Here is a 12,809-nt window from a genome sequence, read left to right on the forward strand (position 1 = left end):
ACGCGCAGCTGCCCCTCCTCCCGCTGCCAGAGGGACTCGGCGGCGTCGAGGAAGTCGGCGGGCCCGCACGCGTAGGCCGCCCGGTCCCGCCAGTCGGGGCAGGCCGTCTCGAGGTCGGACGTGGAGGCGAGGTCCAGGCGCCGGCCCCGCTCGCCGGTGAACCACTGGACGAGACGGAAGCTCGGGAACTGGTCCGCGAGCTCCAGGAGCTCCTCGGCGAAGAGCGCCTCCTCGGGCGAGCGCGAGGAGTGCACGAGCACCAGGTCCGCGTCCGGCCGTCGCGGCACCAGCGTGCGGATCATCGACATGACGGGGGTCAGCCCGCTGCCGGCGGTGAGCATGAGCAGCGGACGCGGGTGCTCCGGCAGGACGAAGTCGCCCTCGGGGGGCGCCAGGAAGAGGACGTCGCCCGGCCGCGTGCCGCGGACCAGGGCGGTGGAGACCTTGCCCATGGCCGAGACGGTGATGGCGGGGTCCTGGCCGGCCGCCGTGCTCAGGGAGTAGGAGCGCCAGTGCCGCACGCCGTCGATCTCGACGCCGATGCGCGCCCACTGGCCCGCCGCGTGGGCGTTCCACCCCCGGCCGGGACGGAAGCTGATGGTGACGGAGTCGGCCGTCTCGGGCGACACGGACGTGACGAGGCCCCGCAGCTGGCGAGCGCTCGCCAGGGGGTCCACCAGCCGGAGGAAGTCCTCGGGCGAGCGGGGTGTGGTGAAGGCCGAAGCCAGGCGGGAAAGCAGTCTCATGGAGGTCACCTAATCACTATGGCGCAATTCCGGTGCTGATTCTCGTCCCGTCGCGTACTCTTCCCGGAGGGAAACTGTGGTGCCGGGATGAAAGCGAGATGCGATGGAACAGGCGACCCGTACCGGGCGGACCGACCGGGAGCTGCCGTGGACGGCGCTGCCCCCGGAGCTCACACCGTTGCTCGTGCCGCACCTGCCCGCCGTCACCGAGGAGCTGCTGGACTCGGTGCGCCACGACGTGCCGGTCTACGCGCGTCCCCTCGAGGGTCTCTTCGGGGACAGCATCCGCCGCGGCGTCGAGGTGGCCCTCGCCCGGTTCCTGCGGCTGCCGGGAACCAGCCAGCCGGCGCTGATGGAGGACGACCGGAGGGTCTACGAGGGCCTGGGCCGCGGCGAGGTGCGGGAGGGCCGCCCCATGGACGCGCTCTTCGCCGCCTACCGGTCCGGGGCGCGCACCACCCTGCGCTCGTTCTCCCGGGTGGCCATGGACGCCGGCTTCGAGGCCGGCGTGCTCATCGGCCTCGCCGAGTCCGTGTTCGCCTACATCGAGGAGCTCTCCGCGGCCAGCGCCGAGGGGTACGCGGTGGAGCAGTCGGAACGGGCCGGGGAGCGGGACCGCCTGCTGGACGCGCTCGCGGACATGCTCGTGCGCGGCCACGTGGCGGAGGACGCCGTGCGCTCGGCGGCCGCGGCCGCGGGGTGGCCGGTACCCGACCGCCTGCTCGTGGTGACGCTGGCCAGCGACCGGCGGGCCGGGCTGCGGTCCCGCCTGGGGGACCGGGCCCTGCTCACGTCCCGGCCGGGGGACACCGTCGCGGTGCTGCCGGAGCCGGCCTCGGCCCCCGGGCGCCGGGAGCTGGAGCGCGCTCTCAACGGCCGGGGCGCCGTGATCGGGCCCGGCCGCCCGTGGTACGCCGCCGCCGACTCCCTGCGGCTGGCGGTGCTGGCCCGCGACCTGCTGCAGCAGGAGGAGCCTCCCGGCGGTGAGCCCCTGTGGGTCTCCGACCGCCTGCTCGACCTCGTCCTGCACAGCGAGCGGACCGTGCTCGAGGACCTCGCGGCCCGGCGGCTGGCGCCGCTGGCCGAGCTGCGTCCCGGCCAGCGGGAACGCCTGAGCTCGACCCTGCGGTCGTGGCTGGCCCACCACGGGCAGCGCGCGGCCATGGCCGCGGAGCTGGACATCCACGAGCAGACGGTCGGGTACCGGGTGAACCAGCTGCGAGAGGTCTTCGGCGAGGCGCTCAACGACCCCCGGACCCGCTTCGAGCTGGAGCTGGTCCTGCGCGCCGGCTTCGGGTGAGCCGGCGGATCAGCCGGTCCGGCGGTAGGACTCCCGTTCCCGGGCGTCGTGCTCGGCCTGCTCCTCGACCGTGATCGCGCCCCCACCGAGCCGCGCCGGCATCCACCACGCACCGGGCGGCGGCGTCTCGGGGTAGCTCTCGATGCACCGGTCGATCCCCGCCTGCAGCGCCGCGCGCAGACGGGCGCTCGCGGCCGCCACGTCCTCGCCGGGGCGGACCTGCAGGAGGGGGCCGACGTGGACGCGCACGGGGGTCCGCCACACGTCGCGCAGCCGCAGCCGCCCCCGCCCGCGGGTGAGCATGCGGTGGGCGCCCCACACGGACACGGGGACCACGGGGACCCCCGTCTCGGCGGCCATGCGCACGGCTCCGGTGCGCAGCTCCCGCACGGTCCAGCTGCGGCTGACCCCGCCCTCCGGGAACAGTCCCACGAAGTCGCCGCGGCGCAGCTTCGCGACGGCCTCGGCGTAGGCCGGGGCACCGTTCGCACGGTCGACGACGACGTGGTCGCAGAGCCGGCACACCGCCCTCACGAACGCGCTGCCGGTGTGCTTGCGGGTGATGAGGAAGCGGCAGTGCGCCCGCAGCCGGTGCCAGACCACCAGCTGCGCGAACACGAAGTCGAGATAGCCGAAGTGGGTGACCGCCACGACCGCCCCGCGCCCGGGCACGACGACCCGGCGCAGGCCGTGCACCTCCTGGCCGGCGGGCAGGTGCTCCTCGCCGGTGACGGTCAGGGGCACGCGGAAGAGCTTCACGGCGACCAGCCCGGCGAGCACGATGGCCCGGTAGGCGCGGTCGTCAGGGCGCAGCTGCAGGGCCACGGTCCCTCCTTCCGGGACGGTCCCGCGGATCGGGGCGGGGAACGGTCTGCGGGCATCGTAGCCCGGGGCGGGCCGTCCCGGGGGCCCGGCCCCGGCGGAACTGCGGCCACCCCCCATACCCCGCGGGCGCCGGCGCCGATACGCTGGCGGCACCGAGCAGGTGCGTCCGCCGCGGCGCCCCGGCGGACGCAGCCCGGCGACGTTGTCGACGACCGACCAGGAGGGACTCATGTCCTACCATCCCCCGTCAGCACCCCCGCCCCGGTACCGGGCCCAGGAGGACGACCGCACCATCGCGATCCTCACGCACCTCTCCGGCCTGGTGGGGGCGATCATCTCCGTCGGGTGGCTCGGCTTCGTGGGTCCGCTCGTGGTGTGGCTCGTGTTCAGGGACAGGAACATGTTCCTGCGGGCCACGGCCGCGGGCTCCTTCAACTTCAACCTGTCCATGTGGCTGCTCAACGCCGCCGCGTGGGTCTGCCTGATGACCGTGATCCTCTTCCCGGTGGCCATCGTGCTCTGGCTCCTGGCCGCCGTCCTGCTGGTGGTCTGCCACGTCCTCGCGGTGCTCCGGGCCAACCGCGGCGAGGTCTACCGCTATCCGCTCCAGCTGCCGGTCCTGCGGTAGCCGGCTAGCCGTCCGGGGTGGCGGCGGGGGCCGCCGCCACGGGGCGGGTGGTGTGCACGAGCACCACGACCACCACGAGAACCATGAGGGCCGCGCTGAGCCCCTCGAAGCCGGCGAACGCCAGCACGGGACCGGCCAGTGCCCCGCCGGTGGCGCCGGCCAGGTTCATGAACAGGTCAGAGACGCCCTGCAGACGGGGGGCCTCGGCCGGCGGGACGGACTCGGCCACGAGCGTCGAGCCGGCGACCGTCGAGGCCGACCAGCCCAGTCCCAGCAGGACGAGGCTCACCGTGACGAACGCGTGCGACCCGGACCCCAGCCAGGACAGCACGAGGGCGGTCACGAGCAGGCCCTGGCCCAGCAGGACCACGGGGCGGCGCCCGATCCGGTCCGCGAGCCACCCGAACACCGGGGCGAGCGCGTACATGCCCGCCACGTGCAGGCTGATGGTCAGGCCGACGATGCTCAGCGACGCCCCGTGCTGGGTCAGGTGCACCGGCGTCATGGACATCAGCGCGACCATGACGCCGTGGCTCAGCGCCACGGTCAGCACGGCCCGGCGCGCGAGGGAGGAGGAGCGCAGCACCGCGAGGCCGCCGGACCGGGACGGAGGGGCCGCCCCCGCGGCCTGGCCGTCGGCGACGGCGAGCAGCAGGGGGTCCGGACGCAGCGCCGTGAGGTACACGAGTGCGCCGACGGCCTGGGCCACGAGCGCGATGACGAAACCACCCGTGAGCGGGGGCAGCCCCAGGGCGCGGCCGACCACCTCGCCCGGCTCGAAGAGGTTCGGGCCGAGCACCGCCCCGATCGTCGTGGACCAGACCACCAGGGAGAGGTCCCGGGCCCTGGAGTCGTCCGCCGCCAGGTCCGTGGCCGCGAAGCGCGACTGCAGGTTCAGGGCCGACCCGGCGCCGAGCAGGCCGAGGCCCACGAGCAGGACGGGGAAGCTGGCGAGCACCGCCGCGCACACCGTGATCGCTGCGCCGGTCATCGCGGTGAACGCGCCGGTGCTCAGCGAGATCCGCCGGCCGCGGGCCTGGGCCAGGCGGGCGAGCGGGACGGCGAGCAGGGCCGCGCCGAGCGTGTTCATGGTCGCGGCCATCCCGGACCACGCGGAGGAGCCGGAGACCTCCGTGACGAGCAGGGCACCCAGGGCCAGGCTGGCGCCCACCCCCAGGCCGCCGAGCACCTGGCCCAGCGCCAGGACGCGGACGACCCGGCGCTGCAGGGCCCTCCGGTCCACGGGGAGGTTCGTCGGGTGCATGCCGGCCATCGTATGCCCCTGCCCCAGGACCGGGAGGTGTGCCGGGGCGTCCCGGTGTGGTTCGATGCTGGGCATGAGCCCCGACCCCGTCCCCCGACCGGACCTCGTGCTCGGCGAGGACGGGCTGGCCCGCCCCGCCTGGGCCTCGACGGATCCGCTGCTGCGCGCCTACTACGACGGCGAGTGGGGCCTGCCGGTGCGGGACGAGCGGGGCCTCTACGAGCGGATCTGCCTGGAGGGTTTCCAGGCCGGGCTCTCCTGGGCCACGATCCTGCGCAAGCGCCCCGCCTTCCGGGCCGCCTTCGCCGGCTTCGACCCGGACGAGGTGGCGGCCTTCGGGCCCGGCGACGTCGACCGGCTCCTGGCCGACCCCGGCATCGTCCGCCACCGCGGCAAGATCGAGGCCGCGGTGGGCAACGCCCGTGCCACCGTCGCGCTGCGCGAGGACGGCGGACTGTCCCGGCTCGTGTGGTCGTTCCGGCCCGAGCGCACCCCGCGCCCCCGCACGGTCGCCGAGGTGCCCACCCGCTCCCCGGAGTCCGAGGCCCTGTCGCGGGCCCTGCGGGCGCGGGGCTTCCGGTTCGTCGGGCCCACCACCATGTACGCGCTCATGGAGGCGGTCGGCATCGTCGACACCCACCTCGTGGGCAGCCACCGCCGGGGCAGCTCGGGGGTGTGGCCGGACGACGCCGGCGGTGCGTAGGATTCCAGGCACCGATCCGGGTGGCACCGTGCGCCGCCCCCGCCGCAGGAGGTCCCGTCGTGTACGACAACAGCAGGCAGCGCAGCGCGGTGCTGCCCATCGTCCTCGGCACGGTCGGCTCCGTGCTGGCCGCCATGGTGGTGCGCCGGATCCGGGAGGACCGGGCCGCGGCCCGGGACGCGGCGGACGTCCCGCCCGCGCCGCGGGGCCGGGGGACCGGGCGGTCCCGTGACCCCGGGCGGATGGGACGGGAGCGCCACCGGTGAGCCGCCACGGCATCAGCTGGGTGGACGTCTTCTCCCCGACGCCCCTGGGCGGCAACCCGCTCGCCGTGGTGCACGGGGCCGACGGCCTCGACGAGGACACCATGGCGCGCTTCGCCCGGTGGACCAACCTGTCCGAGACCACGTACCTGCTCGAACCCACCGCACCGGGGGCCGACTACCGGGTGCGGATCTTCACGCCCGGAGGGGAGCTGCCGTTCGCGGGGCACCCGACGCTCGGCACCGCCTCCGCCTGGCTGGCCCGGGGCGGGCGGCCCGCCGGCGACGACGTCGTGCAGGAGTGCGGGGCCGGGCTCGTGCCGGTCCGGCGCCGCGGGGACCGGCTGGCCTTCGCCGCGCCCCCGCTGCTGCGCTACGAACCGGTGGTGGACCCCGGGCTCCTGGACCGGATCGCCCGGTCCCTGCGGCTGCCTCCGGAGGCCCTGCTCGCCGCCTCCTGGCTGGACAACGGCCCCGGCTGGATCGGGGTGCGCCTGGCCGACGCGGACGCCGTGCTGGACGTGCGCGCCGACTGGTCCGCCATGGCCGGGCTCGAGCTGGGCGTGGTGGGGGCCCACCCGGAGGGCGCCGAGTGCGCCGTCGAGGTGCGCGCCTTCGTGGGGGACTGGGTCGTGGAGGACCCGGTCACCGGCAGCCTCCAGGCGGGGCTCGCCCGTTGGCTGACCGACCACGGATGGGTCCCGGACCACTACGTCGCCGCCCAGGGGACGGTCCTGGGCGGCACGGGCCGCGTCGAGGTCGACCGGGAGGGGGACAGCGTCTGGATCGGCGGGCACGTGGGCCAGGTGGTGGGCGGGACCGTGGAGCTGCCGGGCCCGGGAGCGGGCCCGGGGATCGGTATCGTGGGGCCATGACGACCCAGGACATCTCCTTCCGCACCCGCAAGTGGGTCAAGCCGGAGGACCTCAATGCCAACGGCACCCTGTTCGGGGGCAGCCTCCTCCGCTGGATCGACGAGGAGGCGGCGATCTACGCGATCGTCCAGCTCGGCAACCAGCGCGCCGTGACCAAGTACATGTCCGAGATCAACTTCGTCAGCTCCGCCCAGCAGGGCGACATCATCGAGATGGGGCTCACGGCCACGGAGTTCGGCCGCACCTCCCTGACCATGCGCGCCCAGGTGCGCAACATGATCACCCGCGACACGATCCTGACCATCGACAAGATCGTGTTCGTCAACCTGGACGAGACCGGGCGGCCCGCCCCGCACGGCTACACGGAGATCACCTACGACCGCGACCGGATCCCCGCCACGGCACTGCCCGCGACCGGCCCGGGAGACCGCTGAGATGGTGCGCCGGCTGCGCGCCGAGCGGATCACCGACGCCGTGACCTACCACGGCGAGGGTCCGTGCTGGTCGGAGTCCTGGGGTGGGCTGCGCTGGGTGGACATGCTCGCCGGGGACGTCCTGTCCTTCGGCGAGGAGGGACGGATCGTGCGGCGGCACGTGGGCGACGTCGTGGCGTGCGTGCGACCGCGTGCCACGGGCGGCGCGGTCCTTGCGGTGGAGACGGGCGTGGCGCTCGAGGACCCGGACGGCACCGTCCACCCGCCCGTGCTGCTCTGGGAGCCCGGGGCCGTGCGGATGAACGAGGGCGGTGTGGGCCCGGACGGGTGCTTCTGGGTGGGCTCCATGGCCTGGGACGGGTCCGAGGGTGCGGCGGCCCTCCACCGGGTGCGCCCCGACCTGCGGTGGGAGACCGTCCTCGAGGGGGTCACGGTCTCGAACGGGATCGGCTGGTCCCCGGACGGCTCCCGGGTCTACTACAACGACACGCCCACCGGGAGGATCGACGTGTTCGACCGGACCCCGGCGGGCGGGCTGACCGGCCGGCGGACCTTCGTGGCCCCGGAGCTCGAGCACGGCGACGCCCTCCCGGACGGGCTGACCGTCGACTCCGAGGGCGCGGTGTGGGTGGCCCTGTACGGCGCGGGCCAGGTGCACCGCTACACGCCGGCCGGCGAGCTGGACACGGTCGTCGAGGTGGGGGCCCGGCGGACCACGGCGTGCTGCCTCGGCGGGGCGGACCTGCGCACCCTCTACGTGACCACCTCGCGGGAGGGACTGGCCCCCGACGAGGACCCCGCCGCCGGCTCCCTGTTCTCGGTCCGGGTGGACGTCCCCGGCCTGCCCGTGCTGCCCTTCGCGGGCTGACACCGCCCCCAAGCAGGAGAACCCGTGAACGAGACCCCGGACGTCGTCACCGGCTCGATCCGGCTGCTCGCGGAGCGCGGGTGGGAGGCCACGACCGTCGACCGGCTGGCGCAGGCGGCGGGGATCGGCCGCGCCACGTTCTTCCGCAAGTACGGGTCCAAGGAGGACATCGTCTTCGCGGACCACGTCGCTGCCCTGCAGCGGCTCGAGCAGCTGCTCGCGGGCGCCGGACCGGAGGCGGACCCCGCCGTCGTCCTGCGGGAGGCCGTGCTCCTGGTCTTCCGGCACCACCTCGACCACCGCGAGCGGGCCCTGGCCCGCCACGCCCTGCTCCGACAGGTCCCGCAGCTGCGGGACCGTGAGCTGATCACCTCGCACCGCTACGAGCGGGTCATCCGGCGCTGGCTGCGCTCGGCGCTGGGGGAGCACCCGGACCGGGAGACGGTGGCCACGGCCCTCTCCGCCGCGGCGGTCGCGGTGCACAACGCGCACCTGCGCAGCTGGCTGCGCGCCCCGCACACCGACCCCTCGGCCGAGCTGGCGGCGCGGACGGAGAACCTCGCACGAACGCTCGTCCACGGTGCCGGCGGGGCGGCGGGAGCACCAGGATCCCGCTCCCGCCCCGCCGTCGTCGTCACGGTCCTGGACCCCACTGCCGGCACGGAGCAGATCCTCGCCTCCGTGCGGGAGGCGCTGGGCTGAGCCGGCTCAGACCTCGTCGGCGAGGATCGCGTAGATCAGCTCGTCCCGCCACTGGCCCAGCTGGAAGTGGCTCTCCCGCAGGGTGGCCTCGAGCCGCATGCCGATGCGCTCGCAGACCTTCGCCGAACTCACGTTGAGGGCGTCCAGGCTCGCGCAGACCCGGTGGGCCCCCAGCGTGGCGAACGCGAACTCGAGCGCGGCCCGGGCGGCCTCCGAGGCGATGCCCTGCCCGGCGTGGTCCGGGTGCACGACCCACCCGATCTCCACCTGCGCGGACTCCGCGTCCGTGAGGGTCAGCACGACCTCGCCGGCGAGCTCGCGCGTGCCCTTGGGGGAGACGGCGAAGCGGACGTGGTCGCCGTCCTGGCCCCACGGGCGCAGCCCGCTGTTCTCGGCCAGTGCGCGTTCGCAGTCCTCGCGGGTGCGCGGCCCTCGCCACGCGTACTGCGCGTAGTCCTCCCGGCTCTGGTACGAGTGCATGGGGTCGAGGTCCGCGGCGTCGAAGCGGCGGAACGACAGGCGTTCGGTCTCTGGAGGCAGCACGGCGATCATCAGCGCCCATAGTACGGTCTCGCCGCCGTGGTGCGGCGACCGTTCGTGAGACGCAATCCCTTGACCTGATACTGAGTATCGGGAAGAGTGGTGGCCATCACCTCCCGCCTCAGGAGAGCGTCCATGACATCCCCCTCTGCGTCCCCCTCAGCGTCCCGGCCCGCGGTCGCCCCCTCCGCGTTCCCCTCCACCGTCACGATGGGCGTCGAGCACCCGGTGCTGCCGGGCCGGCGCCGGCCGGTCGCCCTCGTGCGCCTGGGCTCCACGCGTCCCGGCGGGCTGATCATCTGGGGGTCCGAGGCCCTGGAGCAGTTGCGGGAGCTGCTCGTGTCCATCGACGGCTCGCAGGTCGAGGCGATCGTCGTCACCGGCAGCCCCCGGTCCTTCGGCGCGGGCGCCGACCTGCGGGAGATCCGCTCGGCCCAGCTGAGCGGGGGCTCCGACCGGTACGTCCGCCTCGGCCACGAGGCCTTCGGCGTCCTGGCCGAGGCGGACGTGCCGACCTTCGCCCTGCTCACCGGTCAGGCGCTCGGGGGAGGGCTCGAGCTCGCCCTGCACACCGACCACCGCGTGGCGGCGCGGGACGCCGGCCCCTTCGGCCTCCCGGAGTGCCGGCTCGGGTTCTTCCCCGGCTGGGGCGGCGTCCACCTGCTGCCCCATCTGGTCGGACCGGCGGCCGCCCTGCGGGTGATCGTGTCCGACTCGATGCGCGGGCGCCACCTGTGGGCCGGGCAGGCGCTGGAGCTGGGCCTCGTGGACGCTGTGCTCGGGGCCGCACCCGGGACGGCGCCGTGGGAGGAGGCCTGGCAGGAGTGGGTCGCGCGGCGGCTCGACGCCCTCGACGCCGGGGAACCCCGCCGCCGCCCGGGCGCGCCCGGCGCAGCGGCCGGCCGGCAGGAGTGGGAGGACGCCGTGGCGCAGGCCCGGGCCGGCGCGGAACGGGCCTGGCACGGCGCCGCCCCGGCGCCCCTGGTCGCGATCGACCTCGTGGCCGCCGCCCGCACCGAGACCCGCACCGAGAACGGCGAGAGAGCCGTCCGCGCCTTCGCCGGGCTCGTGACCGGCCAGGTCGCCCGGGACTCGCTGTACGCCTTCGAGCTCGTCACCGCCCGGTCCCGCCGTCCCGCGGACGTGCCGGCCGCGCCCGCGAGACCCGTGCGCCGGGCGGCCGTGATCGGCGCCGGCCTCATGGCCGGCCAGCTCGCGGCCCTGCTCGCGGGCCGCGGGATCCCCGTGGTCATGACCGACCTCGACGACGAGCGGCTGGCGGCCGGGGTGCGGCGCGCCCGCGAGCGGTTCGCGGCCCGGGCGGCCCGGGGCCGGATGACGACGGAGGAGGCCGACCGGCTCGGGGCCCTCGTGACCGGGGCCACCGGCCCGGAAGGCCTGGCCGACGCCGACCTCGTCATCGAGGCCGTCTTCGAGGACCTCCAGGTCAAGAAGGACGTCCTGGCGCGGTGGGAACAGGTCGTCCGGCCGGACGCTGTCCTCGCCACCAACACCAGCTCCCTCTCCGTGACCGCCATGGCGGAGGGCCTCCGGCACCCCGGCCGCGTGGTCGGGTTCCACGTGTTCAACCCGGTGGAGGCCACGCCCCTGGTCGAGGTCGTGGCGGGAGCGCGGACCGACGACGCGACCCTGGCCACCGCCTTCGACCTCGCCGCGCGGCTGCGTCGCACCGCCGTGCGCGTGCAGGACGCGCCCGGTTTCGTGGTCAACCGGGTCCTCGCGCGGCTGTTCGACGTCGTCGTGCGCGCCGTCGACGGCGGGATGGACGTGCCGTCGGCCGATCGGGCGCTTGACCCGATGGGCCTGCCCATGACCCCGCTGCAGCTGCTGGACCTCGTGGGCCCCGCCGTCCTGCACCACGTGCACGCGACGATGCACCAGGCCTTCCCCCGGCGCTTCGCGCGCTCCCCGTGGCTCGACGCCGTCGTCGGGGCCGGGCTCCCGCACGTCCTGCCCACGGAGCAGGCGCCGGGGCGGGGCACGGACGGGTACCTCTCCGCTCCCGCCGCCGAGCTGCTGGCACGTGCCCGTGCGGAGCACCCGGACCTGCGCGAGGGAGTGCCGGCCTCCGCGCAGGAGCTGCTCGGGCGGGCCCAGGACGCCCTCGCCGAGGAGATCGGCGCGATGCTCCGGGAGGGCGTCGTCGCCGGCGCCGAGGACGTGGACCTGTGCATGGTGCTCGGCGCGAACTGGCCGTTCCACCTGGGCGGCGTCACGCCCTGGCTGGATCGCACGGGCGCGGCGGAACGGGTCCTCGGCCACCGCCTGTCCGCGCACCACGACCGCCCCGGCGGGACCGCCCCCGGACGTCCCGTCACCGCCGGCACGGAGGACCACCCATGACCACGACCCCCCGCTCCGACGGGCACCTGTTTCCCGAGGGCACCGTGGAGCCCGCCTACACCCTCGGCGAGGCCCTCGGAACCGACGCCGCGGGCGTCCTGGACGCCGTCCCCGACGCCGACCGCGCCTACTGGGACCGCGCCCGCGCCTTCGTCCAGCAGGAGCTGCTCCCCGTGATCGGCGGGCACTGGGAGCGGGCCGAGTACCCGCTCGACCTCGTCCACCGCCTGGGGGAGCTCGACCTCCTGCGCGACGGCGTCGACGTCGAGGGCTTCGCACCGATGTCGAAGGCCGCGGCCGGGCTGGTCAGCATGGAGCTCTCCCGGGGTGACGGCTCCATCGCCACGGTCGCCGGTGTCCAGGGCGGGCTGGCCATGCGCTCGATCGCCCTGTGCGGTTCCGAGGAGCAGCGGCGCCGGTACCTGCCGTCGATGGCCACCGGCGAGCTGCTCGGCGCCTTCGCCCTCACGGAGCCGACCCACGGCTCCGACTCCGTGAGCCTCGAGACCCGGGCGACCCCCGTGGCCGGCGGGTGGCTGCTCAACGGGGAGAAGAAGTGGATCGGCAACGGCTCGATGGGCGGGATCACCGTGGTGTGGGCACGCGCCGACGACGACGGCCGAGTCCGCGGCTTCGTGGTGCCCCAGGAGACCGACGGGTACACGGGCACGACCCTCCGGGGCAAGCTCAGCCTGCGGGCCATCCACCAGGCCCACATCCGGCTCGAGGACGTCTTCGTCCCCGGGGAGAACGCCCTGCCGGGAGCACGGTCCTTCCGGAACACCGCCGACGTCCTTTTCGCCACCCGGATCAGCGTGGCGTGGGGCGCGGTCGGCCACGCCCAGGCCTGCTACGAGACCGCCCTGCAGTACGCCCTGCAGCGGGTGCAGTTCGGCCGCACGCTCGCCGCCTCCCAGATCGTGCAGGAGCGTCTGGCCCGGATGCTCAGCGAGCTCACCCAGATCCAGGTGCTCGTGGCCCGGATGACCGAGCGCGAGGAGTCCGGCACGCTCACGGGCGAGCAGGCCTCGCTGGCCAAGTACTCGGCGACGCGTGCCGCACGGTCCATCGCCGCCAACGCCCGCGACCTGATGGGCGGCAACGGCATCCTCATCGAGAACAGGGTGGCCCGGCACTTCGCGGACATCGAGGCGCTGCACACCTTCGAGGGGACGGAGACCGTGCAGGCGCTCATCGTGGGACGCGGCATCACCGGCCTCTCCGCCTTCGCCTGAGCCGGGCGGGCACCGCCGGAGGGAGGACGCACGACGCCCCGGCCGGGCGGCCGGGGCGTCGT

Annotated in this window: 14 protein-coding genes; 10 read left to right on the forward strand and 4 right to left on the reverse strand. The window is 75.1% G+C overall.

Annotated features, from left to right (window positions below):
• Positions 1–746: ferredoxin reductase (locus tag ACH9EU_RS14155; protein WP_396414556.1), on the reverse strand; the 746-nt coding region annotated here is incomplete at its 3' end.
• Between the two features lie 103 nt (positions 747–849).
• On the opposite strand from ACH9EU_RS14155, the gene ACH9EU_RS14160 reads away from it, so the two are divergent.
• Positions 850–2,046 carry a helix-turn-helix domain-containing protein gene (locus ACH9EU_RS14160; RefSeq protein WP_396414557.1) on the forward strand — a complete coding sequence of 399 codons (1,197 nt, stop codon included), beginning with the start codon at positions 850–852 and terminating at the stop codon, positions 2,044–2,046.
• A 9-nt stretch (positions 2,047–2,055) separates the two neighbouring features.
• On the opposite strand, the gene ACH9EU_RS14165 is transcribed toward ACH9EU_RS14160, so the two are convergent.
• On the reverse strand, positions 2,056–2,871 hold the full coding sequence (locus ACH9EU_RS14165) for a 1-acyl-sn-glycerol-3-phosphate acyltransferase (protein WP_396414558.1): 816 nt from the start codon (positions 2,869–2,871) through the stop codon (positions 2,056–2,058).
• A gap of 229 nt (positions 2,872–3,100) precedes the next feature.
• On the opposite strand from ACH9EU_RS14165, the gene ACH9EU_RS14170 reads away from it, so the two are divergent.
• The gene (locus ACH9EU_RS14170; RefSeq protein ID WP_396414559.1) at positions 3,101–3,499 is read left to right on the forward strand and encodes a DUF4870 domain-containing protein; all 399 of its coding nucleotides are present in this window, start codon (positions 3,101–3,103) and stop codon (positions 3,497–3,499) included.
• Positions 3,500–3,503: 4 nt separating this feature from the next.
• On the opposite strand, the gene ACH9EU_RS14175 is transcribed toward ACH9EU_RS14170, so the two are convergent.
• Positions 3,504–4,772, reverse strand: coding sequence for an MFS transporter (locus ACH9EU_RS14175; protein WP_396414560.1), 1,269 nt, complete (start codon positions 4,770–4,772; stop codon positions 3,504–3,506).
• 64 nt (positions 4,773–4,836) lie between these two features.
• Here ACH9EU_RS14175 and ACH9EU_RS14180 point away from each other — a divergent pair, with 64 nt between their 5' ends.
• The 6 genes from ACH9EU_RS14180 to ACH9EU_RS14205 are packed head-to-tail and all read left to right on the forward strand — an operon-like array spanning position 4,837 to position 8,608.
• Entirely contained in the window at positions 4,837–5,466 is a 630-nt protein-coding gene (locus tag ACH9EU_RS14180; protein WP_396414561.1) for a DNA-3-methyladenine glycosylase I, read from the forward strand.
• A gap of 59 nt (positions 5,467–5,525) precedes the next feature.
• Positions 5,526–5,732 (forward strand): hypothetical protein, encoded by a 207-nt coding sequence (locus tag ACH9EU_RS14185; protein WP_396414562.1) that lies wholly within the window; start codon positions 5,526–5,528, stop codon positions 5,730–5,732.
• Positions 5,729–6,604, forward strand: a complete 876-nt coding sequence (locus ACH9EU_RS14190; RefSeq protein ID WP_396414563.1) for a PhzF family phenazine biosynthesis isomerase — start codon at positions 5,729–5,731, stop codon at positions 6,602–6,604. Before ACH9EU_RS14185 ends, ACH9EU_RS14190 begins: the two co-directional genes overlap by 4 nt.
• On the forward strand, positions 6,601–7,038 hold the full coding sequence (locus ACH9EU_RS14195) for a hotdog domain-containing protein (protein ID WP_396414564.1): 438 nt from the start codon (positions 6,601–6,603) through the stop codon (positions 7,036–7,038). Before ACH9EU_RS14190 ends, ACH9EU_RS14195 begins: the two co-directional genes overlap by 4 nt.
• Before the next feature lies 1 nt (position 7,039).
• Complete coding sequence (locus tag ACH9EU_RS14200) at positions 7,040–7,906, forward strand: SMP-30/gluconolactonase/LRE family protein (protein WP_396414565.1); 867 nt, start codon at positions 7,040–7,042, stop codon at positions 7,904–7,906.
• Positions 7,907–7,930: 24 nt separating this feature from the next.
• Entirely contained in the window at positions 7,931–8,608 is a 678-nt protein-coding gene (locus ACH9EU_RS14205) for a TetR family transcriptional regulator (RefSeq protein ID WP_396414566.1), read from the forward strand.
• Between the two features lie 6 nt (positions 8,609–8,614).
• On the opposite strand, the gene ACH9EU_RS14210 is transcribed toward ACH9EU_RS14205, so the two are convergent.
• Positions 8,615–9,160 (reverse strand): GNAT family N-acetyltransferase, encoded by a 546-nt coding sequence (locus tag ACH9EU_RS14210; protein WP_396414567.1) that lies wholly within the window; start codon positions 9,158–9,160, stop codon positions 8,615–8,617.
• A 123-nt stretch (positions 9,161–9,283) separates the two neighbouring features.
• On the opposite strand from ACH9EU_RS14210, the gene ACH9EU_RS14215 reads away from it, so the two are divergent.
• Together ACH9EU_RS14215 and ACH9EU_RS14220 are read left to right on the forward strand one after the other, a co-directional pair.
• Entirely contained in the window at positions 9,284–11,512 is a 2,229-nt protein-coding gene (locus ACH9EU_RS14215; protein ID WP_396414568.1) for a 3-hydroxyacyl-CoA dehydrogenase NAD-binding domain-containing protein, read from the forward strand.
• Positions 11,509–12,747 carry an acyl-CoA dehydrogenase family protein gene (locus ACH9EU_RS14220; protein WP_396414569.1) on the forward strand — a complete coding sequence of 413 codons (1,239 nt, stop codon included), beginning with the start codon at positions 11,509–11,511 and terminating at the stop codon, positions 12,745–12,747. The genes ACH9EU_RS14215 and ACH9EU_RS14220 overlap by 4 nt, the downstream gene beginning before the upstream one ends.
• Positions 12,748–12,809 lie beyond the last annotated feature (62 nt).

This window comes from Kocuria rhizosphaerae (assembly GCF_044462265.1).
In the GTDB taxonomy this organism is placed as follows: Bacteria; Actinomycetota; Actinomycetes; order Actinomycetales; family Micrococcaceae; genus Kocuria; species Kocuria rhizosphaerae.

Bases quoted from the DNA above. Each gene is read 5' to 3' on its own strand.
- ACH9EU_RS14160 (WP_396414557.1), top strand. From the start codon at position 850: ATGGAACAGGCGACCCGTACCGGGCGGACCGACCGGGAGCTGCCGTGG.
- ACH9EU_RS14170 (WP_396414559.1), top strand. From the start codon at position 3,101: ATGTCCTACCATCCCCCGTCAGCACCCCCGCCCCGGTACCGGGCCCAG.
- ACH9EU_RS14175 (WP_396414560.1), bottom strand. From the start codon at position 4,772: ATGGCCGGCATGCACCCGACGAACCTCCCCGTGGACCGGAGGGCCCTG.
- ACH9EU_RS14180 (WP_396414561.1), top strand. From the start codon at position 4,837: ATGAGCCCCGACCCCGTCCCCCGACCGGACCTCGTGCTCGGCGAGGAC.
- ACH9EU_RS14195 (WP_396414564.1), top strand. From the start codon at position 6,601: ATGACGACCCAGGACATCTCCTTCCGCACCCGCAAGTGGGTCAAGCCG.
- ACH9EU_RS14200 (WP_396414565.1), top strand. From the start codon at position 7,040: ATGGTGCGCCGGCTGCGCGCCGAGCGGATCACCGACGCCGTGACCTAC.
- ACH9EU_RS14210 (WP_396414567.1), bottom strand. From the start codon at position 9,160: ATGATCGCCGTGCTGCCTCCAGAGACCGAACGCCTGTCGTTCCGCCGC.
- ACH9EU_RS14215 (WP_396414568.1), top strand. From the start codon at position 9,284: ATGACATCCCCCTCTGCGTCCCCCTCAGCGTCCCGGCCCGCGGTCGCC.
- ACH9EU_RS14220 (WP_396414569.1), top strand. From the start codon at position 11,509: ATGACCACGACCCCCCGCTCCGACGGGCACCTGTTTCCCGAGGGCACC.